At 67.6% G+C, this 25,515-nt stretch carries 23 protein-coding genes; 12 read left to right on the forward strand and 11 right to left on the reverse strand.

The annotated features are described in order from the left end of the window. Positions 1-101 precede the first annotated feature (101 nt). The 6 genes from G3T36_RS06920 to G3T36_RS06945 all read left to right on the forward strand — a co-directional run bounded on the left by G3T36_RS06920 (position 102) and on the right by G3T36_RS06945 (position 9,130). Positions 102-1,043, forward strand: coding sequence for a carbohydrate ABC transporter permease (locus G3T36_RS06920; protein WP_163288794.1), 942 nt, complete (start codon positions 102-104; stop codon positions 1,041-1,043). Continuing rightward, positions 1,040-1,873, forward strand: coding sequence for an ABC transporter permease subunit (locus G3T36_RS06925; protein ID WP_163288795.1), 834 nt, complete (start codon positions 1,040-1,042; stop codon positions 1,871-1,873). The genes G3T36_RS06920 and G3T36_RS06925 overlap by 4 nt, the downstream gene beginning before the upstream one ends. A gap of 110 nt (positions 1,874-1,983) precedes the next feature. Further along, positions 1,984-4,260, forward strand: coding sequence for an alpha-L-rhamnosidase (locus G3T36_RS06930; RefSeq protein WP_240148260.1), 2,277 nt, complete (start codon positions 1,984-1,986; stop codon positions 4,258-4,260). A 49-nt stretch (positions 4,261-4,309) separates the two neighbouring features. Then, on the forward strand, positions 4,310-5,473 hold the full coding sequence (gene rhaI / locus G3T36_RS06935; RefSeq protein ID WP_163288796.1) for an L-rhamnose isomerase: 1,164 nt from the start codon (positions 4,310-4,312) through the stop codon (positions 5,471-5,473). Then, complete coding sequence (locus G3T36_RS06940) at positions 5,473-7,521, forward strand: bifunctional aldolase/short-chain dehydrogenase (protein ID WP_163288797.1); 2,049 nt, start codon at positions 5,473-5,475, stop codon at positions 7,519-7,521. Before rhaI ends, G3T36_RS06940 begins: the two co-directional genes overlap by 1 nt. A 136-nt stretch (positions 7,522-7,657) precedes the next feature. After that, entirely contained in the window at positions 7,658-9,130 is a 1,473-nt protein-coding gene (locus tag G3T36_RS06945; protein WP_163288798.1) for a rhamnulokinase, read from the forward strand. Positions 9,131-9,289: 159 nt separating this feature from the next. Here G3T36_RS06945 and G3T36_RS06950 read toward each other — a convergent pair whose 3' ends face one another. Then, positions 9,290-9,631, reverse strand: a complete 342-nt coding sequence (locus G3T36_RS06950) for an L-rhamnose mutarotase (protein WP_338031491.1) — start codon at positions 9,629-9,631, stop codon at positions 9,290-9,292. Positions 9,632-9,873: 242 nt separating this feature from the next. Between G3T36_RS06950 and G3T36_RS06955 the strand changes: the two genes are divergently transcribed. Further along, positions 9,874-10,881 (forward strand): LacI family DNA-binding transcriptional regulator, encoded by a 1,008-nt coding sequence (locus G3T36_RS06955; RefSeq protein ID WP_163288799.1) that lies wholly within the window; start codon positions 9,874-9,876, stop codon positions 10,879-10,881. A 264-nt stretch (positions 10,882-11,145) separates the two neighbouring features. Here G3T36_RS06955 and G3T36_RS06960 read toward each other — a convergent pair whose 3' ends face one another. Both G3T36_RS06960 and G3T36_RS06965 read right to left on the reverse strand, forming a co-directional pair. Beyond that, positions 11,146-12,441, reverse strand: coding sequence for an MFS transporter (locus G3T36_RS06960; RefSeq protein ID WP_163289133.1), 1,296 nt, complete (start codon positions 12,439-12,441; stop codon positions 11,146-11,148). Positions 12,442-12,446: 5 nt separating this feature from the next. Then, entirely contained in the window at positions 12,447-12,914 is a 468-nt protein-coding gene (locus G3T36_RS06965) for a MarR family winged helix-turn-helix transcriptional regulator (protein ID WP_163288800.1), read from the reverse strand. An 88-nt stretch (positions 12,915-13,002) separates the two neighbouring features. Between G3T36_RS06965 and G3T36_RS06970 the strand changes: the two genes are divergently transcribed. Then, complete coding sequence (locus G3T36_RS06970) at positions 13,003-13,848, forward strand: alpha/beta fold hydrolase (protein WP_163288801.1); 846 nt, start codon at positions 13,003-13,005, stop codon at positions 13,846-13,848. A gap of 215 nt (positions 13,849-14,063) precedes the next feature. Further along, positions 14,064-15,113: a lipoate-protein ligase LplAB gene (gene lplAB, locus G3T36_RS06975; RefSeq protein WP_163288802.1), complete on the forward strand. Its 1,050-nt coding sequence runs from the start codon at positions 14,064-14,066 to the stop codon at positions 15,111-15,113. Between the two features lie 21 nt (positions 15,114-15,134). On the opposite strand, the gene G3T36_RS06980 is transcribed toward lplAB, so the two are convergent. Continuing rightward, positions 15,135-15,776, reverse strand: coding sequence for a GNAT family N-acetyltransferase (locus tag G3T36_RS06980; RefSeq protein WP_163288803.1), 642 nt, complete (start codon positions 15,774-15,776; stop codon positions 15,135-15,137). 88 nt (positions 15,777-15,864) lie between these two features. Here G3T36_RS06980 and G3T36_RS06985 point away from each other — a divergent pair, with 88 nt between their 5' ends. Next, complete coding sequence (locus G3T36_RS06985; protein ID WP_163288804.1) at positions 15,865-16,137, forward strand: hypothetical protein; 273 nt, start codon at positions 15,865-15,867, stop codon at positions 16,135-16,137. 79 nt (positions 16,138-16,216) lie between these two features. On the opposite strand, the gene G3T36_RS06990 is transcribed toward G3T36_RS06985, so the two are convergent. Continuing rightward, the gene (locus G3T36_RS06990; RefSeq protein WP_163288805.1) at positions 16,217-16,540 is read right to left on the reverse strand and encodes a GNAT family N-acetyltransferase; all 324 of its coding nucleotides are present in this window, start codon (positions 16,538-16,540) and stop codon (positions 16,217-16,219) included. Between G3T36_RS06990 and G3T36_RS06995 the strand changes: the two genes are divergently transcribed. Continuing rightward, entirely contained in the window at positions 16,539-17,399 is an 861-nt protein-coding gene (locus tag G3T36_RS06995; RefSeq protein ID WP_163288806.1) for a DNA-methyltransferase, read from the forward strand. The genes G3T36_RS06990 and G3T36_RS06995 overlap by 2 nt on opposite strands. A 32-nt stretch (positions 17,400-17,431) precedes the next feature. On the opposite strand, the gene G3T36_RS07000 is transcribed toward G3T36_RS06995, so the two are convergent. Further along, entirely contained in the window at positions 17,432-18,175 is a 744-nt protein-coding gene (locus G3T36_RS07000; RefSeq protein ID WP_163288807.1) for a dienelactone hydrolase family protein, read from the reverse strand. An 80-nt stretch (positions 18,176-18,255) separates the two neighbouring features. On the opposite strand from G3T36_RS07000, the gene G3T36_RS07005 reads away from it, so the two are divergent. After that, a complete protein-coding gene (locus G3T36_RS07005) occupies positions 18,256-19,083 on the forward strand; it encodes a phosphatase PAP2 family protein (RefSeq protein ID WP_193570878.1) in 828 nt (275 codons plus the stop codon). A 352-nt stretch (positions 19,084-19,435) separates the two neighbouring features. Here G3T36_RS07005 and G3T36_RS07010 read toward each other — a convergent pair whose 3' ends face one another. The 5 genes from G3T36_RS07010 to G3T36_RS07030 form a co-directional block, all read right to left on the reverse strand. After that, complete coding sequence (locus G3T36_RS07010; protein WP_163288808.1) at positions 19,436-20,458, reverse strand: LacI family DNA-binding transcriptional regulator; 1,023 nt, start codon at positions 20,456-20,458, stop codon at positions 19,436-19,438. A gap of 30 nt (positions 20,459-20,488) precedes the next feature. Then, on the reverse strand, positions 20,489-21,970 hold the full coding sequence (locus tag G3T36_RS07015) for a GH1 family beta-glucosidase (protein WP_163288809.1): 1,482 nt from the start codon (positions 21,968-21,970) through the stop codon (positions 20,489-20,491). A 2-nt stretch (positions 21,971-21,972) separates the two neighbouring features. Further along, positions 21,973-22,863, reverse strand: coding sequence for a carbohydrate ABC transporter permease (locus G3T36_RS07020; protein WP_163288810.1), 891 nt, complete (start codon positions 22,861-22,863; stop codon positions 21,973-21,975). After that, positions 22,860-23,969 (reverse strand): carbohydrate ABC transporter permease, encoded by a 1,110-nt coding sequence (locus tag G3T36_RS07025; RefSeq protein WP_163288811.1) that lies wholly within the window; start codon positions 23,967-23,969, stop codon positions 22,860-22,862. Before G3T36_RS07025 ends, G3T36_RS07020 begins: the two co-directional genes overlap by 4 nt. Before the next feature lie 85 nt (positions 23,970-24,054). Continuing rightward, complete coding sequence (locus G3T36_RS07030) at positions 24,055-25,380, reverse strand: extracellular solute-binding protein (RefSeq protein WP_163288812.1); 1,326 nt, start codon at positions 25,378-25,380, stop codon at positions 24,055-24,057. Positions 25,381-25,515 lie beyond the last annotated feature (135 nt).

Here is a 25,515-nt window from a genome sequence, read left to right on the forward strand (position 1 = left end):
TAGCGCCTCCAGGCGTAGCGTCACCAGTGCGGGGCCGACGGCCTCCGGTCGCCGGCCCCGCATCACGTAACACAGCACCGAACTCGACGAGGAGTAAACCAATGTCGACTGCTACACCCGCGACCGCGATACAAGCGGACGACATCGTCACCGAAGGTCGTTTGCCGGCGAAGAAGGCGCGACCAGGGATCAGGTCGTACTACCCGACGTGGTTCTTCGTACCGGCCCTCGTTCTCTACGTGATCTTCTTCGCGGTGCCGACCTTCTCGTCCTTCTACTTCTCCCTGACTCGCTGGTCCCTCTTCGACTCGACGTTCATTGGGTTCGACAACTATGTCCAGTTCTTCAGCGACCCGCAGCTCTACACGAGCTTCATCCACACGCTGATCTACGCGGTGATCACGTCGGGTGCGAAGGTCATCCTCGGATTCGCCTTGGCCCTCCTGCTCACGGCTCCGATCCTCGGCCGTGGCTATCTCCGGGCGGTCGTGTTCTTCCCGGTGCTCCTCTCGACCATCGGCGTCGGGATCATGTGGAAGGCGCTTCTCGATCCGTTCCACGGCATGGTCAACGCGGTGCTCGGCTTCTTCGGGCTCCCGCAGCCCGGCTGGCTGACGGACCCCAACCTGGCCCTCTACAGCATCGCCGGCATCGACATCTGGAAGGGCGTCGGCATCGCGACGCTGATCTTCATGGCCGGTATCGTCGCCATCCCGCACGAGTACTTCGAAGCGGCCAGGATCGATGGAGCGGGCAGCTGGAAGATCCTGCGCCAGATCACGATCCCCCTCACCCGGGGTGCGACCGCGACGGTCATCATCCTCTCCCTGATCGGCGGCCTCCGGTCGTTCGACATCATCTGGGTCACCACCGGTGGCGGCCCGGGCTTCACCAGCGACGTGCTCGCCTCCGTGATCTACAAGCAGTACCAGGCCGGCTTCTTCGGTCTCTCCACTGCCGGAAACGTCGTGCTCTTCCTCCTGGTCACGGCGATCATGGTTCCGCTCTCGTACATCCTCAACAGAAAGCAGGTGGAACTGTGACCCGCGAACGCCGCCGCGCCTGGATCGTCGGCAGCATTGCGATCCTCGTCTCCGCAGTTGTCTTCCTCATCCCGTTCGCGTTCGTCCTCCTCCAGGCGGCGAAGTCGCCGTCGGAGGCATCGGATCTCGCGTTCTCCTGGCCGAAGCATTTTCAGTTCTTCCAGAACTTCATCGACACGCTCACTTCGAACGACGGAGTCGTCTGGCGAGCCATCATCAACAGCACCCTGCTCACGATCGGCTCAGTCCTCCTGATGGTCATCATCGGGGCGATGGCCGGTTACGTGCTCGCCCGCAAGCGCAGCAAGTGGGGCCCGGTTGTCAACTTCTTCGTGCTCGCCGGCCTGATCGTGCCGCCGGCCGTGGTTCCGACCATCTGGGTGCTCCAGGGCCTCAAGCTCTTCGGGACCATGCCCGGCATGATCCTCATCGAGACGACGTTCGGACTCTCGTTCACGATCCTGCTGTTCCGGGCCTTCGTCGGGAACATCCCGCGTGAGCTGGACGAGGCGGCGGTGCTCGACGGTGCCGGCCCGATCCGCCTGTTCGCCCGGGTCGTGCTGCCCCTGCTGCGCCCGGTGATCGTGACGGTGATCGTCGTGCAGGCCGTCTTCGTGTTCAACGACTTCGCCGGCCCGCTCTACTTCCTTCCCAACTCCGACCAGGTCACGGTGCAGCTCGCGCTGTTCACGTTCCAGGGTCAGAACCTGAGCTTTGTGAACCTGCTGTTCATGGCCATCTTCATCATCACCATCCCGCCGCTCATCGCCTACATCTTCTTCAACCGGCAGATCGTGGGCGGGATCACCAGCGGTGCGGTCAAGGGCTGACCCGCGCATCCGGAACTCTCGAAGCCCCCAACCTCCGACATACGAAACGGGTGGCCGCGCTCGCCGCGGCCGCTGACCGAGTACGACCGAAACACACTGGAGACACACGAATGAACTGGCAAGCCCGCATGATCGCCGCCGACGACGACTTCAACGGGGCACCGCTGCTGCGCAGCGAGTTCGCCCTCGAGGAGGGCCACGGCGCTGTCACGAGCGCGACCCTGAACCTCAGCGCCCAGGGCGTCGTGGAGGCCTGGCTGAACGGCAGCCGGGTCTCCGACGACCTGCTCACGCCCGGTTGGAGCAGCTACGAATGGCGCCTCCGGTACGCGACCTACGACGTCACCAAACTTCTCGACGCGACCAGCGTCCTCGGGCTCGCGCTCGGCAACGGCTGGTTCCGCGGCCGCCTCGGCTGGACGGGTCGCGGCTCGTTCTACGGCGACGAGCTCGGCGCCTTCGCGCAGCTCGAGGTCACGTTCGAAGACGGGTCGACCCAGGTCGTCGTGACCGACGAGAGCTGGGCAGCCGGACCGAGCCCGGTGCTCGCGAACGACCTGTACGACGGCGAGACGATCGACGCCCGCCGGCGTGACGACTCGTGGCTGCGTCCCGGGTTCGCATCCGACGCCTGGACCGGCGTGCATGCGCTCGACTTCGACACAGCGAAGCTGGCCCCCTATGTCGGCCCGCGCGTCTCCCGGTGGGCGGCGCTCCCGGTCCGCGAGATCACGACCTCGCCGTCGGGCAAGACGCTGATCGACTTCGGCCAGAATCTGGTCGGCTGGATTCGCGTCTCGGTGAAGGGGCCGGAGGGCAGCGAGGTCTCGATCAAGCACGCCGAGGTCCTCGAGCATGGCGAGCTGGGTACGCGCCCGCTGCGCTCCGCGCTGGCGACCGACCGCTACATCCTGAGCGGCGGTGACGATGTGTTCGAACCGACGTTCACGTTCCACGGGTTCCGCTATGCGGAGATCACCGGATGGCCGGGCGAGCTGAAGCCGGAAGACCTCACGGCGGTCGCGATCGGTTCGGAGCTCGAGCGAATCGGCACGTTCCGCACCTCCGACCCGCTGCTGAACCAGTTCCACGAGAACGTGGTGTGGGGAATGCGAGGCAACTTCGTCGACGTCCCGACCGACTGCCCCCAGCGTGACGAACGCCTCGGCTGGACCGGCGACATCGCGGCTTTCGCACCGACCGCCGCATTCCTCTACAACGTCGACTCGTTCCTGAGCGACTGGCTGCGCGACCTCGACCTGGAGCAGCAGCACCACGACGGGATCGTCGGGTTCGTGATCCCTGACGTGCTCAAGTACGTCGACCGCGATCGTCCGACCGAGTTCGGGCCGGCGGATTCGACCGCGATCTGGAGCGACGCGGCCGTCTGGGTGCCGTGGACTCTCTACCACGCCTACGGAGACACGGGTGTGCTGAACCAGCAGTTCGGCTCGATGGCCAGCCACGTTCGCCGGGTGAAGTCACTGCTCTCGCCCTCCGGAGTCTGGGACGGCAACTTCCAGTTCGGCGACTGGCTCGACCCGGATGCGCCGCCGGAGCATCCGGCCGAAGCGAAGGCCGACAAGGGTGTCGTGGCCACGGCGTGCGCCTACCACTCCGCGCGCATCGTCGCCGAGACCGCGGCACTGCTCGGCCGCAGCGCCGAGCAGGCAGAGTTCGAGCGGATCGCCGCCGACCTGTACGAGGCCTTCAACCGCGAGTACGTGACCGACGGCGTCGTGAAGAGCGACTGCACGACGGTTTACGCCCTCGCGATCGTGTTCGGCCTGCTCAGCGAGGCGGATGAGGTCATCGCCGGCAACCGCCTGGCCGAGCTCTCCGCGGCTGCCGGCTACCGCATCTCGACCGGATTCGCAGGCACTCCGTTCATCACGGATGCTCTGACGACGACCGGCCACCTGGACGACGCCTACAAGCTGCTCCTCGAGAAGGAGTGCCCGTCCTGGCTGTACCCGGTGACGATGGGTGCGACCACGGTGTGGGAGCGCTGGGACTCGATGCTCCCCGACGGCACGATCAACCCCGGCGAGATGACCTCGTTCAACCACTACGCCCTGGGCGCGGTGGCCGACTGGATGCACCGGGTGGTGGGCGGCATCGCGCCGCTCGCCCCTGGCTATTCCGAGGTGCTGATCGCTCCCCAGCCGGGCGGCGGCCTGACGGAGGCGGAGACGACACTCGAGATCCCGCAGGGTCGCATCGCCGTCTCGTGGAGCGTATCCGGCGACCGGTTCACGGTCGAAGCGGATGTTCCCGCCGGCGTCACCGGCGTGCTTCGCCTTCCGGGGCAGGACGACCGGGCCATCGGGGCCGGCCACGTGTCGGCCACGGCCTCCCTCCCGGCCCCGGTCGGAGCCACCCGCTAGCCATCGAGCCCGGTGCCCGATTCGCACGCAACAAGAAATGAATGATGACATGACTGACCTGACCGATATCTCATCCGCCCTCGCTGCGCAGGCGATCGAGCTCCCGTCGTGGGCGTTCGGCAACTCGGGTACCCGGTTCAAGGTCTTCGGGTCGCCGGGTACGCCGCGCGACCCGTTCGAGAAGATCTCGGATGCGGCCCAGGTGAACACCTACACCGGGCTCGCGCCGTCGGTCGCTCTGCACATCCCCTGGGACCTCGTCGATTCGTTCGCCGATCTCCGCAAGCATGCGGAGGACAACGGGGTGACGCTGGGCACGATCAACTCGAACACGTTCCAGGACGACGACTACAAGCTGGGTTCGGTCACGCACAGTGACCCGAAGATCCGGCAGAAGGCGATCGACCATCATTTCGCGTGCATCGACGTGATGAACGAGACCGGGTCGCGCGACCTGAAGATCTGGCTCGCTGACGGAACGAACTATCCGGGCCAGGACGACATCCGTGCCCGGCAGGATCGCCTCGCCGATTCGCTTGCGAAGATCTACGCGCGGATCGGCGCGGACCAGCGGCTCGTCCTGGAGTACAAGTTCTTCGAGCCGGCGTTCTATCACACGGATGTTCCGGACTGGGGGACCAGCTACGCGCACACGGTGGCGCTCGGCGACCGGGCGTTCGTCTGCCTCGACACCGGCCACCACGCGCCGGGGACGAACATCGAGTTCATCGTCGCGCAGCTGCTGCGGCTCGGGAAGCTCGGCTCGTTCGACTTCAACTCGCGGTTCTACGCCGACGACGACCTGATCGTGGGGGCGGCCGACCCGTTCCAGCTGTTCCGCATCATCTTCGAGGTCATCCGCGGTGGTGGGCTGAACAACCCGGAGGTCGCCTTCATGCTCGACCAGTGCCACAACATCGAGAAGAAGATCCCCGGCCAGATCCGCAGCGTGCTGAACGTGCAGGAGATGACGGCGCGGGCTCTGCTCGTCGACCGGAACGCCCTCGCCGCCGCCCAGGAGGCCGGTGACGTGCTCGGCGCCAACGGCATCCTGATGGACGCGTTCTACACGGATGTCCGCCCGGCGCTCGCCGAATGGCGGGAGTCGCGCGGCCTCGACGGCGACCCCATGACCGCGTATGCGCTCAGCGGCTACCAGGAGAAGATCGAAGCGGACCGCGTGGGCGGTACCCAGGCAGGGTGGGGTGCATGATGAGCACTCCATCTGAACTGATCGCCCGGTCGAACCGGCTCGGAGCCGACCCGCGCAACACCAACTACGCCGGCGGCAACACGTCCGCGAAGGGCACGGAGACCGACCCTGTCACGGGGGAGCCGGTCGAGCTGCTCTGGGTGAAGGGCTCCGGGGGAGACCTCGGAACCCTGACCGAGGCGGGGCTGGCCGTGCTGCGGCTCGACCGACTGCGTGCACTGGTCGATGTGTATCCGGGCGTCGACCGCGAAGACGAGATGGTGGCGGCGTTCGATTACACGCTGCATGGCAAGGGTGGTGCGGCGCCGTCGATCGACACGGCCATGCACGGACTGGTGGATGCGGCGCACGTCGACCACCTGCATCCGGATTCCGGCATCGCGATCGCGACCGCCGTCGACGGTGAAGCGCTGACCCCGGAGATCTTCGGCGACAAGGTGGTGTGGGTGCCGTGGCGTCGCCCCGGGTTCCAGCTCGGCCTCGACATCGCGGCGATCAAGCGGGACAACCCGGCGGCGATCGGTGCGATCCTCGGCGGCCACGGCATCACCGCGTGGGGAGACACGTCGGACGAGGCAGAAGCGAACTCGCTGTGGATCATCCGCACGGCCGAGGAATACATCGCCGAGCACGGGCGTACCCACCCGTTCGGTGAGGACCTCGCCGGCTACGGTCCGCTGCCCAGCGAGGAGCGCTACGCGAAGGCGGCAGCGCTCGCCCCGCACCTGCGGGCGATCGCGTCGACCGACCGCGCGCAGGTCGGCCATTTCACGGATGCCGAGGTCGTCACCGATTTCCTGGCCAGCTCCGAGCATCCGCGGCTCGCCGCCCTCGGCACGAGCTGCCCCGACCACTTCCTTCGCACCAAGGTGAAGCCGCTCGTCCTCGACCTGCCCGCGACGGCGACGGTCGAGGACTCCGTCGCGCGGCTCGAAGAGCTGCACGAAGCGTACCGGGCCGACTACACCTCCTATTACGAGCGCGGCGCGGCTGCCGCACGAGCGCGTGGCGAGGAGCCGCCGGCGATGCGCGGAGCGGACCCGGCGATCATCCTCATCCCCGGCGTCGGCATGTTCTCCTACGGGGCGAACAAGCAGACCGCCCGGGTGGCGGGCGAGTTCTACATCAACGCGATCAACGTGATGCGCGGTGCCGAGTCGATCTCGCACTATGCGCCGATCGACGAGGCGGAGAAGTTCCGCATCGAGTACTGGGCGCTCGAAGAGGCCAAGCTGCAGCGGATGCCCAAGCCGAAGGCGCTGCAGGGGCGGGTCGCGCTGGTGACCGGGGCGGCATCCGGAATCGGCAAGGCGATCGCGACGCGACTCGCCGCCGAGGGAGCGTGCGTCGTCATCGCCGACCTCGACCTGGATAAGGCGCAGGCGACCGCATCCGAACTCGGGTCGACGGATGTCGCGATCGGCGTGGAGGCGAACGTCACCGACGAGTCGGCGGTCCAGCAGGCGGTGGATGCGGCACTGCTCGCCTTCGGAGGCCTCGACCTGGTCGTGAACAACGCCGGGCTGTCGCTGTCGAAGTCGCTGCTGGAGACGACCGTCGCGGACTGGGACCTGCAGCACAACGTGATGGCCAAGGGCTCGTTCCTCGTGTCACGGGCTGCGGCGAAGGTGCTGATCGACCAGAAGCTCGGCGGCGACATCGTCTACATCTCGTCGAAGAACTCCGTCTTCGCGGGGCCGAACAACATCGCATACTCGGCGACCAAAGCCGACCAGGCGCACCAGGTGCGGTTGCTCGCGGCCGAACTCGGCGAGTACGGTGTGCGCGTGAACGGCATCAACCCCGACGGCGTCGTCCGCGGCTCCGGGATCTTCGCCGGCGGCTGGGGCGCCAAGCGCGCGGCCGTCTACGGGGTGCCCGAAGAGGAGCTCGGCAAGTACTACGCGCAGCGCACGCTGCTCAAGCGCGAGGTGCTGCCCGAGCATGTCGCCAACGCAGTGTTCGTGCTCTGCTCGTCCGACCTCGACCACACCACCGGCCTGCACATCCCCGTCGATGCGGGCGTAGCCGCCGCCTTCCTGCGATGAGTCGCCCCGCCGGCTGCCCCGCCACCCAGCCCCGCGCCGAGCGCTCTTCCGCCGAGTGTCACCGCGACGGCCGAGTGTCACTGCTGTGCCGGGGCATCTCGGCCGGAACGGTGACTCTCGGCGAGATGGGTCGCGCATGAGCGCCGGCGGCGCGGGCGCGGGGCAGGGCGCGGGCGCGGTCGCGGCGGTCGACCTGGGGGCGACCAGTGGGCGCGTGATGATCGGGCGGGTCGGGCCGAACACGCTCGAACTCGAGGAGGCGGCGCGCTTTCCGAACATCCCGGTGCGCTTGTGGGAGGGCGACCGCGCCGCCCTGCACTGGAACGTCGTCGAGCTGTACCGCAATGTCACCGAAGGACTCGGTGCCGCACTTCGTGCCGAGCCGGGCCTCGTCAGCGTCGGCGTCGATGCGTGGGCCGTCGACTACGGATTGCTGCGAAACGGCGTGCTCGGCACGATCCCGTACCACTACCGCGACGAGCGCGCGCTCGCGGGCACGGACCTCGTCCACGCGCGCGTCGGTGCGGCCGACCTCTATCGCCAGAACGGTCTGCAGTACCTGCCGTTCAACTCCCTCTACCAGCTCGCCGTCGACCGTTCCGCCGGGCGGCTCGACGACGCGGATGCCCTCCTGCTCATCCCCGACCTGTTCACCTACTGGCTGAGCGGCGAGCAGGTCGCCGAGCGCACCAACGCGTCGACCACCGGCCTCCTGACACCCGACGGCGGCTGGAACACCGGCCTGATCGACGCCCTCGAACTGCCGCGAAGCCTGTTCCGGCCCGTCGTCGAGCCGGGGACGATCGTCGGCCCGCTCGCGCCGAGCCTCCGGGCGGAGCTTCAGGTCAGTGGCTACGGGCCGCGCGTCACGACCGTCGGATCGCACGACACCGCATCCGCCGTCGTCGCCGTGCCCATGCACGCGGAGACGGCCGCCTACATCTCGTGCGGGACCTGGGGACTCGTCGGTGTCGAGCTCGAAAGCCCTGTGCTCACCGACGACGCGCGGGCGGCGAACTTCACCAACGAGGGCGGTGTGGATGGGCGGGTACGCTTCCTCCACAACGTCATGGGACTGTGGCTGCTGAGCGAATCGATCCGCACCTGGCAGTCCCAGGGCCTCGATGTCGAACTGGTCGACCTGCTCGATCGCGCCGAGGCACACGCCGACCGCGTGCCTGTCTTCGACGCGAACGATCCCCGGTTCCTCGCGCCGGGCGACGTGCCCGCCCGCATCGCCGACTGGTGCGCCGAGCGCGGTCTCGCCGCCCCGAGCAACCCGGTGGAGTATGTGCGAAGCATCGTCGAAAGCCTCGCGGATGCGTTCGCCTCCGCCGTCCGGACGGCCGCCGACCTTTCCGGGCGCAGCATCGACACCGTGCACATCGTCGGCGGCGGCGCGCGCAACCGGCTGCTCTGCCAGCTCACCGCCGACCGCAGCGGACTGCCCGTGCTGGCCGGCCCGGTCGAAGCCACCGCCATCGGCAACGTCCTCGTCCAGGCGCGGGCACAAGGCCTCGTCGACGGCGACCTGGAATCGTTGCGCGGCCTCGTCATCCGCGCCCACCACCCGCTGCGCTACGCGCCGCGCCCCGTCCGCACCCACTGACCCGCGTCAGCCCGTCCGCACGTGCCCCCGCCCCGCCGAGAATCACCCGGCGCGCCCAGATGACTCGGCACACCAGTGATTTTCGGCGAGAACGGCGACTCTCGGCGGGAAGCGGCGGGAAGGGGGCGGGAAGCCGCGGGAAGCGGCGGGCAAGGGCGCTCAGTCGAGGTGGAAGTACTCGGTGAGCTGCACCATCGTGCGGTCGGGCTCGACGTCGTCGGCGAAGAACTCGGCCATACCGGCCTGCCAGCGAGCGTTGACGGGTCGCGCCGCCATGGCGGCGACCGCGCGCTCGAAGTCGTCCGTTTCGAGGTAGCCGACGACCAGCGCATTCGGCCTGTCGACGAAGAGCGAATAGTTCGACCATCCGGTCTCGCGCAGCGCCTCGAGCATCTCGGGCCACACGGTCTCGTGCGCGGCGAGGTAGTCGCCGACGCGGCCGGGCTTGAGGCGCATGGTGAAGCACACGCGCCGGGATGCGCTTCCAGGCCTGCTCGTCACAGGGGTCTCCAGACTCCAGAGGGCGTTCAAATGAAACGTTCAAATATCAGGATCGGGAGCACTCTAAACCGACGCACGCACTCGGGTCAAGCTGGGAAATTGGCTCCGATCCGGTCGTCGTCGGTCAGCGGATGCGCGGAGCCAGCCGCCCGCTCGCCGGTACCCGATAACAAATTGAACGATTCATCAGGCAGACGTGCAAGAATCGCCGTACATCCACCTTCGATCTCGAGGAGAGCGACATGCCGTCGGTCAGCGTCCGAGACGTCGCCGCCCTTGCAGGAGTCTCCGTCGGGACCGTGTCGAACGTCCTGAATCGCCCTGACAAGGTGGCGGACGACACCGTCAGCCGCGTGCAGCTCGCGATCCAGAAGCTCGGTTTCGTGCGCAATGACGCCGCCCGTCAGCTCCGGGCCGGCCACAGCCGGGCGATCGGGCTGGTCATCCTCGACGTGGGCAACCCGTTCTTCACCGATCTGGCGCGTGGCGCGGAAGACCAGGCGTCCGCGGCCGGATATTCGATCATCCTCGGCAACAGCGACGAGAAAGCCGAACGCGAATCCGCCTACCTCGACCTCTTCGAAGAGCAGCGTGTTCGCGGGGTCCTGATCTCACCGTTCGGCGATATCGAGCCTCGACTCCGCCGGCTGAGGGACCGCGGTATCCGCGCCGTGCTCGTCGACCGGACCAGCGCCGACACCTCCTTCAGCTCCGTCTCCGTCGACGACGTCGCCGGCGGCGCGCTCGCCGTCGAGCACCTGATCGAGACGGGCCGGCGGCGCATCGCGTTCGTCGGGGGGCCGTTCGAGATCCGGCAGGTCGCCGACCGGCTCGAAGGGGCGCGGGCTGCCGTCGCGCGCCACGAAGGCGTCTCCCTCGAAGTGATCCCGGTGTCGGCGCTGAGTGTCGTCGAAGGCCGCCTTGCCGGGGAGTCGATCGTCGCACGTGCGCACGACGAGCGTCCCGACGCGCTGTTCGCGGCCAACGACCTCATCGCGACCGGGCTCCTCCAGGCGCTGTTCATGCGCGGGACCGTCCGCGTCCCTGACGAGGTCGCGCTCATCGGCTACGACGACATCGACTTCGCGAGTGCCGCCGTTGTGCCGTTCTCGTCCATTCGGCAGCCCAGCGCGCTCATCGGCGCGACCGCGGTGCAGTTGCTGCTCGACGAAGCCGGCGACGCCGAGCTCAAGCCGCGGCAGGTGGTGTACCAGCCCGAGCTGGTCGTGCGGGCGAGCACGCGAGCGTAAGCGCGTGCCGCTCCGCGCCCCGCGCGGCTCCGCTCCGCCGCCGCGCCGCGCGGCTCCGCTCCGCGCCCCGCGCGGCTCCGCTCCGCCGCCGCCGCTCCGCGCGCCGCGCAGCGCCGCGCCGCCGAGAGTGCCCGTTCCGGCCGAGAACGTCTGCTCTGCCGGGCACACTCGCCCGCAACGGGGACTCTCGGCGGCAGGGCACGTGGCCGCACGGCACTCGGCAGCGCAACACGCGGCGCCCGGGGCGCGCCCCGGGCAGCCGGCTCAGGCGCGTTGCGCCGCCGCCTCGCCTGCGCCGAGCGCCTCTTCCACGTCCTCGCGATCGCCGAGGACGAACTGCAGGCGCCACGAGCGGAACTCCACCCGCAGGTTGCGGTATTTGATCAGGTAGAACACGCCGACCAGTGCGGCCGCGAATCCGGATGCTGCAGCGACGCCGAGCGCCCAGCGCGGGCCGAACGCATCCGCCACCCACCCGACGACGGGTGCTCCGATCGGGGTTCCGCCCATGAAGATCGCCATGTAGATCGCCATCACCCGGCCGCGCAGTTTCGGTTCTGTCGTCATCTGCACGACGCCGTTCGCCGTCGTCATCAGGGTCTGCGATGCGATTCCCACTGCGACGAGCGCGACGGCGAAAAGCCAGTAGTTCGGCATCAGGGCGGCGATGGCGCAACCCGCGCCGAAGAACGCGGCCCCCGCGAAGAGCAGGGCGACGCGCGGCCGTTCCCGCCGCGCCGAGAGGAGAGCGCCGACGACCGACCCGATCGCCATGATCGACGACAGCAGCCCGAATTCGCCGGCCCCCTTGTGGAACACGCTCACTGACATCGTCGAGATGAAGATCGGGAAGTTGAGGCCGAACGTCCCGATCAGGAAGACCATGATGAGGATCACCTTGATATCGGGCCGCTTCCACACGTAGCGGAAGCCTTCGGCCAGCCCGCCCCTTGTCCGTCTCGCGCGTGGCGCCGGGTGCAGTTCGCGGATGCGCAGGAACTTCAGCGAGAGCAGCACCGCCCCGAACGTGGCTGCGTTGATGAGGAACACCCAGCCGGCGCCGACCGCGGCGACCATGAGCCCTGCGACCGCCGGCCCGATCATGCGGGCGACGTTGAACGAGGCCGAGTTGAGTGCGACGGCGTTCGACAGGTTGGGGCCTTCGACGAGTTCGGACACGAAGGTCTGGCGCGCGGGAGCGTCGAACGCGGCGACGCAGCCGAGCAGCAACGCGAAGACGTACACCTGCCAGAGCTGCACCTGGCCTGTGACGGTCAGGATGCCGAGCCCGAGCCCGAGCGCCCCCATGATCCCCTGCGTCGCCATCAGCAGCTTGCGGCGGTCGAGGTGATCCGCGGCGAACCCGGTGACGGGGAGCAGAAGCAGTTGCGGGCCGAACTGGAGTGCCATCACGAAGCCGACGGCGGTGGCGTTGTTGTGGGTGAGCTGGGTGAGGACGATCCAGTCCTGCGCGGTGCGCTGCATCCAGGTGCCGACGTTCGACACGAGCGCCCCTCCGGCCCAGATGCGATAGTTGATGCCGTTCAGCGAACGGAACATGGCACTCACGAGTCGGCGAGCTCCCGCATGATCGCGGCGGCGTCGGCCAGGGTGCGGCGCTGTTCCGGCGTGAGTGTGCGCAGCCGCTGGTAGAGCCAGGCGTCGCGTCGCCGCCGGGTCTCTGCGACCAGTTCGCGCCCCTTCTCTGTGGGCGTCACGACGACTTTGCGCCCGTCGGCGGGGTCGGCGACGCGGACGATGAATCCGGAGTCGGCCAGGCAGTTGACGGTGCGGTTCATGGATGGCGGCGTCACACGTTCGCGTTCGCTGAGTTCCCCGAGCGTGTGGGCGCCTTCACGCACCAGGAGGGCGAGTGCCGAGATCTGGGCGTCGCTCACCTCGTCGTCTGCTTTCTCTGCTCGCAGCCGGCGTCCGAGCCGGGCGACTCCGATGCGCAGGGCGGTGCTGAGGTCGTGGGTCGATACGCGCTTCGGCCGATCGGTAGCGATGGTGCTGACGGGGGTGCTGCTCATATTCGTTAGCCTAACAAATTAGTCTTGCTAAATAAACCGGTCGGGATGTCGCTCGCCGCGAACAGGCGCGATACGACAGAATGAGCGCGTGCCCACCTTCACCGACGAACACGGCATTGCCATCACGTATGACGTCTGGCCCGTGTCGAACCCCCGCGCCGTCGTCCAGATCGCCCACGGAGTGGGTGAACACGCCCAGCGTTACGCGCACGTGGCCGCACACCTCAACGGCGACGGGTTCGCCGTCTACACCGACGACCACCGCGGGCATGGCCGCACCGGCATGCAGCAGTGGGGTGGCGACAGCAGTCGTCTCGGGCGCCTCGGCCCGGGCGGTCTGCGCGCGGCCACCGCTGCCGTGCACCAGTTCAGCGGGATCATCCGCGCCGCGAACCCGGGGCTTCCGCTCGTCATCCTCGGGCACAGCTGGGGCTCGTTCATGGTGCAGCTGATCCTCAACAGGTTCGCCGCCGAATATGACCTCGCGGTGCTCTCGGGCAGCGCATACCGCATCCCCGGTTACCTCAACAGCGGCGACCTCAACAAGCGCTACGCGAACACCGGCACGACGGGGATGGAGTGGCTCAGCCGCGACCCCGCCGTCGCCCAGGCGTTCCTCGACGACCCGCTCACCACATCCGTCCCGCTCGCGAAGCTGTTCGGCCCAGCCGACACGCTGCGCCTCATCGGCCGGCCGGCACGCCACCTGGCCCGCGACTTGCCGCTGCTCCTCCAGGTGGGCGGCGGCGACCCTGTCGGCGGCGAGCGGAGCGTGCGGAGACTGGAGCGAGCGTACCGCGAGCGTTCCGGGCTGACGGATGTGACGACGATCGTCTATCCGGATGCGCGCCACGAGATCTACAACGAGACCAACCAGGCCGAGGTGATGGCCGACCTGACCGCTTGGCTGGATGCTCGCATCGCGCGACGCTGACCGCATCCGCTGTAGCTGCTGACGCCGCTGCGCGCCGTTCGTAATACAGGAGATCGTGTGACAGGTGTGGCTAGCGGGCCGGCACACGAAGAAGAAGCCCTGATGGGATGCGCGGCCCAGCCCCGAAGGCCCCGAAAACTCCTGAATTGCGAACCGCGAAGGTCCCAGCAGAGGGCGCCCGCAGTCGGCGCGTCGGCCGGGCATAGGCTTGAGCCATGCACGGTGAATACAAGGTCCCTGGCGGCAAGCTCGTCGTAGTCGACCTCGAGGTCGTCGGCGGCGCGATCGCCGAATTCCACCTCTCCGGGGACTTCTTCCTCGAACCCGACTCCGCTCTCGAAGCGATCGACCGGGCCGTGAACGGCCTCTCGGCTGAAGCGGATGCAGCCACGATCGCCGCCGCGGTCAAGAGCGCGCTGCCGCAGGACGCCATCCTGCTCGGGTTCTCGCCGGAGGCCGTGGCTGTCGCGATCCGCCGGTCGCTCGCCAAGGCGACCAGCTGGCGCGACTACGACTGGCAGCTCGTGCACTCGAAGGCGGTGCCGCCGGTGATGCAGATGGCACTGGATGAGGTGCTCGCGACCGCGGTCGGCGAAGGCCACCGCCAGCCCACCCTGCGCATCTGGGAATGGGATGAGCCCGCCGTCGTGATCGGCAGCTTCCAGTCGGTGAAGAACGAGGTCGATCCCGTCAACGCCGAGAAGTACGGCTTCGACGTCGTGCGCCGCATCTCGGGCGGCGGCGCCATGTTCATGGAGGCCGGGTCGGTCGTCACCTACTCGATCTATGCTCCCGCCGACCTGGTGCAGGGGATGAGCTTCGCCGACAGCTATGCGTTCCTCGACGAGTGGGCGATCGTCGCGCTCAAGTCTCTCGGCATCGACGCGTTCTACCAGCCGCTCAACGACATCACGAGCCCTCACGGGAAGATCGGCGGCGCCGCGCAGAAGCGTCTCGGGTCGGGCGCCGTGCTGCACCACGTCACGATGAGCTACGACATGGACGGCCAGAAGATGACCGAGGTGCTGCGCATCGGCCGCGAGAAGATCAGCGACAAGGGCATCGCCAGCGCGGCTAAGCGCGTCGATCCGCTCCGCAGCCAGACGGGGCTGAGCCGCGCCGAGATCATCGACCAGCTGAAGGCGACCTTCACCAACCTGTACGGGGCGACGCCGGGCGACATCACGCCGGAGGAGTACGCGGCCGCCGAGAAGCTCGTCGCCGAGAAGTTCGGCACCGACGCGTGGCTGTACCGGGTTCCGTAGCGGGTTCCCGGGCTGTGGGATTCAACCGGCCCGCGCATCCCGCATCCGCGCATCCTGCGCATCCCGCGAGTTCGGCGCATCCCGCCACATCGTCGTCACCGTGGCGTCGTCGATGACGGCCTGGAAGCGGCCGATGGGGCGGAATCCCGCGCGTTCGTAGCGGTGGTCGTTGGCCGGGTTCGTCGATTCGAGGTAGGCGGGGAGCCCGTCGGCGTCGAAGGCGGCCAGGTTGTCGGCTAGCAGCTGCTGCCCGATCCCTAAGCCGCGATGGTCCGGATGCGTCGCCAGCAGGCTCAGGTACATGTGCGGCGGGCCGTCGGGGTGGCTGGTCTCGAAGCGCTCCCACAGCACGTCGTAGGCGCGGGCGTGCTCGGGCGAGAGGTTCGCGGCGATGAGCTCGTCGACCTCCTGCTGCTGTTCGGCGGTGAGGTCGCCCGCACCCGGCGGGAGCCAGACCGCGACCGTCGATGCGTCGTCGGCCATGAACACGGTCGAATAGCGGACCGCTCCTTCGACGTAGAGCTGCCAGAACCGTCGGCAATGAGCGGTGCCGCCGTCGGCCCCCACGAGCGCCACGCCCCAGATCGGATCGTCGCGAAAGGCGAGCGTGATCGTCTCTGTGACAGCGTCGACGTCGACTGCGGTTGCAACCCGGAAGTCCATGCCGAAACTGTACGCGCCGCCGACCGTCGACCGGCGTTCCGTGACAGCACGGAGGTGACATTCATTCAGGTCACGTACCCTTGTGCCTGTGAACTGGTGGATCTTCGGCTCAATCGCGGCAGCGCTCGTGCTCGGCTTCATCGCGGTGCAGCTCGGCTGGGTCGACCTCTCGAACAAGTCGAAGAAGGCCGGCGGCTCGAGCTCGAGCATCGTCGGAATCGGTGACGAAGTCTTCGCGCCGACACGTCACGAGGCCCAGGTCGAACTGGATCGGCAGACGATGCTGCCGGCCCCGGCTCCCGTCGCCGGCGACGGCGACAAAGGGATCTTCGACGGCAAGATCCGCATCGACCTGCGCTGATCGTCGAAAACTGCGGGTGCCCATCCGGTCGACCCGCACTTTCTGCGTAATCGGCCCATCATCCCAGCGACTGAGCGGGTCAGCGACTCAGCAGGTCGCGGTACTCCGGATGCTCACGAAGCCAGTGACGCACGTACGGGCATGACGCGACCAGGCGGCGATCGCTGTGTTCGCGCACGTCGTCGAGCGCGTACTGCACGAGGATGCTCGCCAGGCCGCCTTCCCGGTGTTCCGGGTCGATCTCCGTGTGGTAGAAATCGATCTCGTCGCCCTGAATGTGGTATTCCGTGAACCCGGCCTGCTCGTCGTCCTTGAAGATGACGTAACGGTTGAGTTCCGGTTCATTCCTGACCGTGATGCCCATGGCACGAGCGTAGCGGGAGCGCTGCGAGAATGGGTCCATGCCCGCCGCCTGGACACCCGAGTCGTCGAGCAGAGTCGTACACGCCGACAACCTCGAGGTGCTGCGCGCCCTGGATGACGCATCCTTCACGCTCATCTACCTCGACCCTCCGTTCAACACCGGCCGCAAGCAGGCGAGGCAGACGACGACGTCGGTGCGCAGCGACGGCGGCGCCGGCTCCGTGACGGGCTTCAAGGGGCAGAGCTACGAGCGGATCAAAGGCGACCTGCTGCGCTACGACGATCGTTTCGACGACTACTGGGAGTTCCTCGAACCGCGGCTGATCGAAGCCTGGCGGCTGCTGGCCGACGACGGGACCCTCTACCTGCACCTCGACTACCGGGAGGCGCACTACGCGAAAGTGCTGCTCGACGCATTGTTCGGTCGGGAGTCGTTCCTCAACGAGATCATCTGGGCCTACGACTACGGTGCGAAGTCGAAGAACCGCTGGCCGACCAAACACGACACGATCCTCGTCTATGTGAAGGACCCGGCGCGCTACTACTTCGACTCGACCGCGGTCGACCGCGAACCGTACATGGCCCCCGGTCTCGTGACGGCGGCGAAGGCGGAGCTCGGCAAACTGCCGACGGATGTATGGTGGCACACGATCGTCTCGCCCACCGGCCGGGAGAAGACCGGCTACCCCACCCAGAAGCCGGAAGGCGTGCTGCGCCGGATCGTGCAGGCGTCCAGCCGCGAAGGCGACTGGGTGCTCGACTTCTTCGCCGGCAGCGGCACCACCGGGGCGGTGGCCGCCTCCCTCGGGCGCCGCTTCGTGCTCGTGGACCGGAACTCCGAGGCGATCGAGGTCATGCGCGAGCGTTTCGCCGCTGTTCCCGGTGTCGAGTTCGTGTGAGCCGGTGGGCAGCCCTCACCTGAGGTGGGCGTTCACCTGAGGTAGGTGGCGAAGAACGCCTCGATCCGCGACCACGCGTCGGCCGCCGCCTCCGGGTCCGGACCGATTCCGAGGATCGCGTGCATGATCGGCAGGAGGGCACGTGGACCTTCGTCCTCCTCATTCAGGAACGAATGCCCCGCCTGGGGATACTCCTTCACGTCGTGCGGGATCCGGTTGCGGGTGAGCAGGGCGTCGAGTTTCGCCGCAGCGCCCTTCAGTGATGAGTCTCGGCCACCGTAGCTCGCGACAATCGGGCAGGCGTCGGCGAGGACCGCATCCGCATCTTTCGGGAACCGCCCGTAATTGACCGACGAGACGTCGTAGCGGGTGCCGCTCGCCAGCGCGAGCGCGAAGCCACCGCCCATGCAGAACCCGATCACGCCGACCTTGTCCGTGGTGTCAGGGCGTGCCAGGAGCATCCGGCGCGCCGCCTCGATGTCCTGGAAGGCGCGGCCGCGTCCGGCCGACAGCGCACGGAAGGTCGCAATCAGGCAGGTGCGTGCGCTGCCCTCGGAGAAGAGGTCCGGCATGATCGCGAGGTAACCGGCCTGCGCCATCCGCTGCACCTGGCGCCGCATGTTCTCGTTGATGTCGTACGCCTCGTGAACGAGGACCACTCCCGGCCACGGCCCGTCGCCCTCAGGGACGGCCATGACACCGCGCAGGTTGGTGCTGGTTCCCTCGACATCCGACGGGATGTCGATGTCGACGACAGTCGGGACTGATGAGGTCATAGCTGATTCGACCACGAAAACGTGCAGCGGTGCATCCGTCGTCCAAACATTCACAGGGTTCATGTGAAAGGCTCATACATATGCGAATCGGTACGCAGCTGCGCGCTACTCCCTTTCTTCTGGGAGCCCTCGCGTCAGCTGCCGTCTTCGTCGCCGTGTACCTCGTGTTCGTGCGCAGCTACATGGGCCAGGTCGTCGACGAACGGGCGTTCGCCGGGGCGGATGTCTGGAAAGGCAGCCTTGTCGACTTCGCGCACAGCTTTCTGAACATCCTGCCGATCGCCGCCGTGGTCGTGGCCTCCATCATGGTCATCATCATCGTCGTCGTGCGCCGGAACTGGCTGGTGTTCGTGGTCGCCGTCGCTGCTGCCGTCCTCGCGAATCTGAGCACCCAGGTGCTCAAGTACGGCATCCTCAGTCGACCCGAGAAGGGCGTCGACGTGCTCAGCAATTCGCTGCCGTCCGGGCACACGACGGTGGCCGCATCCGCTGCGCTGGTCGTCTTCCTGGTGACGAGCCCGCGGTTCCGGCCGCTCGCGGCGGTCCTCGGGTCGACGTTCTCGATCGTTACAGGGGCATCTACGCTTGTCGAGCAGTGGCACCGGCCCAGCGACGTCGTCGCCGGCCTGCTCGTGGTCTCGTTCTGGGGTTGCCTGGCCGGATGCGCGCTCGCCTGGCTGCACGTCCGCACCGCCGAAATCCCGGTGCGCGCAAAACTCTGGCCGCTGTTCTGGGTCGCGGTGGGCCTGGCTGTGGTCGGCATCATCTCGCTGATCGTCACGTACATCTCCGCCCAGAGCGGAGGCAGCCACCTGTTCGTGGCGTACGTAGGCGGAGTCGCCGCGATGGGAGCGGTCGGCTTCGCGATCGCCGTCGCCGGCAACCGCCTCTTCGCCGCGCTTCCGTAGCGCGGCCCGGCGAGTGTCACCGGCGCAGCCGAGTGTCATGGGCAGAGAGGTGACACTCGGCGAGAAGGATGACTCTCGCGGAAGTTGCTGCCGAGTGACCGTTCCGGGCGAGTGCGACAGCTGCACCGAGCACACTCGCCCAGAACGGGCGTGCTCGCCCGGGCGGGCGGGCCGACCGCCCGGCCCGGCCCGGCGCGTGTCACCGGCGCAGCCGAGTGTCATGGGCATAGAGGTGACACTCGGCGAGAAGGACGACTCTCGCGGAAGTTGCTGCCGAGTGACCGTTCCAGGCGAGTGCGACAGCTGCAGCGAGCACACTCGCCCGGAACGGGCGCCCTCGGCCGGGCGCGTGTTACGTGCTCTGCCGCACGACCAGCTCGGTCGGGAGCATCGTGACACGGTCGACGGCCGTGCCCGACATGAGCTTCACGAGCACGCGCGCCATCGTCTCGCCGAGGCCGATCGACGGCTGGTGGACCGTCGTCAGCGGCGGCGTCGCCGTCAGGCCGAAGTAGTCGTCGTCGTAGCCCACGACCGCGATGTCTTCAGGGATGCTCAGCCCGGCCTCGTGGATCGACGCGTACGCCCCGGCCGCCATCTGGTCATTGGCGGCGAACAGCCCGTCGATCGGCGCGCCACGGTCGAGCAGGCGCTTCATGGCCTCGCGCCCGGACGTCGGCGAGAAGTCGCCGTATTCGATGAGCGACTGGTCGAGGCCGTGCGCCTCCATCGCCCGCCGCCATCCGGTGAGACGGTCGAGACCGGCCGGCATGTCCTGCGGCCCCGTGATGATGGCGATGTTGCGCCGCCCGCGGGCGATCAGGTGCTCGGTCGCCCCTGCCGCTCCAGCGACGTTGTCGACGTCGACGAAGTACGACCCCTGCTCCGCATCGCTGACCGGCCGGCCACCGAACACGACAGGGAGCGACTGCCCCAGGTGCGCATACGAGTGGTCGCCCGAGTGGTGCGAGACGATGAGCGCGCCGTCGACGTTGCCGCCCATCAGGTAACGGCGGGTCTTGTCGGCTTTGAACTCCGACGAGATGACCATGTTGAGGGTGTACTCGGTCTCGGCGAGCTGCAGCGCCGCGCCTTGCACGATGGATGCGAAGAACGGGTCGGCGAAGACCTTGGCCGTGGACTCGGGTACGACGAGGGCGACGACCTGGGTCCGTTTGCTCGCCAGGGATCGCGCAGCGCGGTTGGGAACGTAGTTGAGATCGGCGATGGCTTTCGTGACCGCTTCGGTGACCTCAGGTGTGACCTTGGTCGAACCGTTGACCACGCGGGACACGGTCGCGCGCGAAACCCCGGCCAGAGCCGCTACCGCCTCGAGCGTCGGCACTGCGTGGCTGTCGAGCTTCTCCGAGGTCATCTCGTGGTTCCTCCCGGTCCGGTTTCCATGTTAGGCGTCTGCTGGGAGGGCGCTCGCGAACCGCGCGGCCGCTGCGGTCGCCGCGTGCGCCCGCTCGATGATCGCTGCGTATTCGAGACCGCTGTCCTTCACGGTCCGCTCCTGGGTCTCGTAGTCGACGCGGATGATCCCGAAGCGCTTGTTGTAGCCCCACGCCCATTCGAAGTTGTCGAGGAGCGACCACACGAAGTATCCGCGCACATCCGCTCCCTCGGCGATCGCGTCGCCGACCGCCGCGATGTGAGCCCGAATGTACGACGCTCGCTCGGTGTCGTGAACCCGTCCGTCCGGCGAGAGCTCGTCGTCGTAGCACGCACCGTTCTCGGTGATGTACAGCGGCGGCAGGGTCGGGTAGTCCCGGCCGAGTCGCACGAGCAGACTGCGCAGGCCGTCCGGGTTGACCTCCCAGTCCATGGCGGTGCGGGGGAGCGGTCGCGGCGGAAAGCTGACGTGCTCGCTGCCGGGGAACGGTGAGCCTTTGGGCCGGTCGGTCGGCTGCAGGCCGCCGGGAGCATCCGGCTGGGGATGACCGCTGACGTTGTCGTCGTGGTAGTGGTTGACCCCGATGAAGTCGATGGGCTGCGCGATGAGCTCGAGGTCGCCGTCTTCGATGACCTCGGAGAGCCCGAGGCCCGCAACGTCGACGAGCAGGTCTTCCGGGTACCGGCCGAGCAGGACCGGCTCCACGAACATCCGGTTCCAGAGGGCGTCGATGCGCCGCGCCGCCTCGAGATCGACCGGGTCGGCGGGGTCGTTCGGCACCGCGTTGGTCAGGTTGAGGGTGATGCCGAACCGGAGGTCGGCCGCTTCCGCGTCGCCGGCGGCAGCACCCGAGCGCTCGCGCAGGCTCTGGATGGCGAGGCCGTGGGCGAGGTGCTGGTGATGCACGGCGGCGAGGGCTGCGCGTCCGTCGGTGCGGCCGGGCGCGTGCTCGCCGGCTCCGTACGCGATGAGGGATGAGCACAGCGGTTCGTTGAACGTCGTCCAGTGGGTGACCCGGTCGCCGAGCGCGTCGTAGACGGCCTCTGCGTAGTCACGGAACCGGTACGCCGTGTCGCGGTTCGCCCATCCGCCCCGCTCTTCGAGGGCTTGCGGCAGGTCCCAGTGGTAGAGCGTGAGCCAGGGGAGGATCCCCGCGTCGAGCAGTTCGTCGACGAGACGACTGTAGAAGTCGAGGCCAGCGGCGTTGACGTGACGATCGCCGGGCTTCACCCGCGCCCAGCTTGTGGAGAACCGGTACGAGTCGAGGCCGAGCCCTTTCATGAGGGCGACGTCTGCGGGCATCCGGTGGTAGTGGTCGACCGCGATTTCGGGCGTGTCGCCGTTCGCGACGGCTCCCGGCACGCGCGCGAAGTGGTCCCAGATCGAGTCCTCTTTGCCGTCTTCGTGGGCGGCGCCTTCGATCTGGGCGGCGGCGGTGGCCGACCCCCAGATGAAGCCGTCCGGCCACCGGTCGAGTGCGATGTCGGTCATGCCTAGCCTTTCACCGCGCCCGCCATGATGCCCGAGACGAGCTGTTTTCCGGCGAGGACGAAGAGGATGAGGAGGGGGATCGTGGCCATCACCGCTCCGGCGAGCACGATCGAGTAGTCGACGTATTTGGCGGATTGCAGCTGGCTCAGCGCGACCTGGAGGGTCGGGTTCTGCGGTACCACGAGCAGCGGCCAGAGGTAGTCCGTCCAGGCTGTCATGAAGGTGAACAGCCCGAGGATCGCCATCGCCGGCCGCGCTGCGGGTACGCCGACGTGCCAGAACGTGCTGATCATGTTCGCCCCGTCGACGCGAGCGGCTTCGATGAGCTCGTCGGGGATGACGTCGACGAGGTACTGCCGCATGAAGAAGACGCCGAACGCCGTGACCAGGGTCGGGATGATGACCGCGCCGAGTGTGCCCGTCCAGCCGAACTGCTTCATCACCATGAAGAGGGGGATGATGCCGAGCTGGGTCGGGACGGCGAGGGTCGCGATGACGAAGACGAGAAGCCCTTCGCGCCCGCGGAAGCGCAGCTTGGCGAAGGCGTAGCCCGCAAGCGTCGAGAAGAAGACGACGGACAGCGTGATCACCGACGAGACGATGATGCTGTTGCCGAGGGCGAGCCAGAAAGGAACGGTGTCGAGCACCTGGCCGACGTTCTGCCAGAACAGGCCCCCCGGCAGCAGCGGCGGCCACGTCGCGGTCAGCACGGTGCTGGGGCTGGATCCGGCGACGAACGACCACCAGAGCGGGTAGGCGCCGCCGATGAAGACGGCGAGCAGCAGCCCGTAGGTGAGGAAGCCGGGGCGGCGATCGATGCCGAGGGCTTTGCGCCGGGGCGGGCGCGTCTTGGCGGGCGCGGCCTGTGCAGCGCGCGTGGATGCGGTGCTCATACTCTTTCCTCCTCGGCTGCTGCAGCGAGTGCGCGTGCGCCTTCTGCTTTGTCCGCCTGGCGTTGCGCGAGTCGCCTCGCCGTCCGCTTCCGGGTGACGCGCGCCTCGGTCGAGGCGATGCGCCGCGAGATGAGGAAGTTGATCACGCCGAAGATCACGATGATGAGGAACAGCATCCAGGCGATGGCGGATGCGCGCCCGAAGTTGCCTCGGTTGAAGGCCATGTCCCACAGGTAGAGCACGGTGGTCTGGTACTGCCGTTGAGGTCCGCCAGGCACGGCACTCGACGGGTTGAACAGTTTCGGCTCGGTGAAGATCTGGAGGCCGCCGATGGTGGCGGTGATGATCACGAAGATCATGGTGGGGCGGATGCTCGGGAGCGTGATCGAGAAGAACCGGCGGAACGAGCCGGCGCCGTCGAGCGCTGCGGATTCGTGGAGGTCGCGCGGCACGGCCTGCATGGCCGCGAGCAGGATGAGGGCGTTGTAGCCGGTCCAGCGCCAGTTCACCATCGTGGCGATCGCGACGTGCGAGGGGAACGTCTCGGTCTTCCACATGACAGGGCTGAGGTGGAAGGACTGCAGGATGTTGTTGATGAGGCCGTACTTCTCGTCGAACGCGCTGGAGAAGATCAGGGTCACGGCCACCGGGGTGACGACGTAGGGGATGAGGACGCTCATGCGCCAGAAGGTCTTCGCGCGGATGTTCTGGTCGAGGATCGCGGCGATGGCGACGGCGGCGATCAGCTGCGGGATCGCCGACAGCAGGAAGATGCTGATCGTGTTGAAGAGCGAGTTCCAGAAGAACGGGTCGCCGAGCTCTTTGACGTAGTTGCCGAGGCCCACCCATTCGCCGGGGCCGGTGAGCAGGTTCCAGTTGTTCAGCGAGACGACGAACGTGTAGCCGAGGGGGAAGAGCCCGACGAGGCCGAACAGGATGAAGAACGGCGCGACGTAGACGTACGGCGATGCCTTGACATCGAAGCGGCTGAGCTTCTGGCGGAACGCGAGCGGGGCGCGAGGGGATCGCTTCGCGCGGGATGCCTGCGCGGCCGGTCGCTCCGGCGGCTCCGTGCCCTGCACGGACGGGGTGACTGCGGTGGTCATGCGTGATTCTCCCAAGGATCGAGGCCCCCCGGAATCGGGTCTCCGGGGGGCCTCAGTGGAGCGGGTGTGATTGCTTGTCGACCGACTACTTGTTGACGACCAGCTGGTTGAGCAGCTTCATCGCATCTGCCCAGGCCTGGTCGGCCGTCTTCTTCTTCGAGTCGATCTCCTGGACGGAGGGGCCGAAGACCTGCGACTGGATGACCGAGTCGTCCGGGCCCTTGTACTGTGCGACGACGCCCTTCGCGCGCTCAGCCAGGATCTGGCCGACCGGTGCGTTGTTGAAGAACTTCGTCAGGTCGCTCGCACCGGTCACGCCGGGGTCGGACTGCGCCGCGGTCACCGACGGGAAGGTGCCTGCCGCCTGGAAGGTGGCGACCTGCGACGTGGCGCTGGTCAGCCAGGCTGCGAGGGCGGCTGCTTCCTTCGGGTGCTTCGACTGCTTGGGAACGGTCAGGAACGACCCGCCCCAGTTCGCTGCGCCACCGGGGAAGACGTTGGCGAAGTCCCAGCCGGTCGAGGCGTCACCGCCGCCGGCCTTGACCTGTCCCTGGACCACACCGAGCATCCAGCCCGGGCAGACGAAGGCGGCGAAGGTTCCGTCGGTGAAGGCCTTGCCCTTGCCCCAGTCCCACTGGGTCTGGTTGGCGGAGAGGCCGGCCGCAGCTCCTGCGCCGAGCTTGCTCCACAGGGCCTGCAGGTCGGCGTTGTTCTCGACGTTCAGCTTGCCGTCCTTGGTGTAGTAGCCCTCGGGCTGCTGGTTCACCATGGCGTTCCAGATGAAGCCGGACTGGTCGTAGAACGCCTTACCGGTCGCCTTGTGATACTGCTCGCCGACCGAGAAGAATTTGTCCCAGGTCGCGCTGTCGCCGCCGAAGAGGGTGGCGACGGCGTCGCGATCGCTCGGCAGGCCGGCCGCTTTGAAGAGCTTGCTGTTGTAGCAGAGCCCTTCCGGTCCGATGTCGGTGCCGTAGCCGATGATGCGGCCGTTCTTGTCGGTCGCCTGCTTCAGCTTCCAGTCGACCCAGCGGCTCTTGATGTCGTTGGCGCCGTAGGACTTCAGGTCGTTGAACTGGTCGGAGACCTGCATGACCTTGGAGAGCCAGCCTTCTTCGACGGCCTGGACGTCGGGGAGGCCGCTGCCGGCCGCTTCCTTCGTCTGCCAGTCGGTCAGGGCGTTGTCACCGGTGTCGATGTTGGTCGCCTTGACCTTGATGTTCGGGTGCTCCTTTTCGTACTGTGCGTACAGCTTGTCGAAGCCCATGGTGCCGAACGTGGTGACGGTCAGTGTGATCGGGTTCGTACTGCTGCCGCTGTCCCCGCTGCTGGATGAGCATCCGGCTGCGAGGAGAGCGAAGGATGCTGCGCCGGCGACGGCTGCAACGACCTTGGTGCGTCGTGAAAGTTTCACGGTCACTCCCTTGTGCGTGTGTGTGTGCGTGTGGTCAGGTGGTGAGCCGCTGAGAGCGCTCTCACCGAGATGCGTGAGAGCGCTCTCACGACTTGTGACACAACGTAGGCAAGGTGGTGGAGCGCTGTCAAGATG

Source organism: Leifsonia tongyongensis (genome assembly GCF_010686705.1).
GTDB lineage: Bacteria > Actinomycetota > Actinomycetes > Actinomycetales > Microbacteriaceae > Diaminobutyricibacter > Diaminobutyricibacter tongyongensis.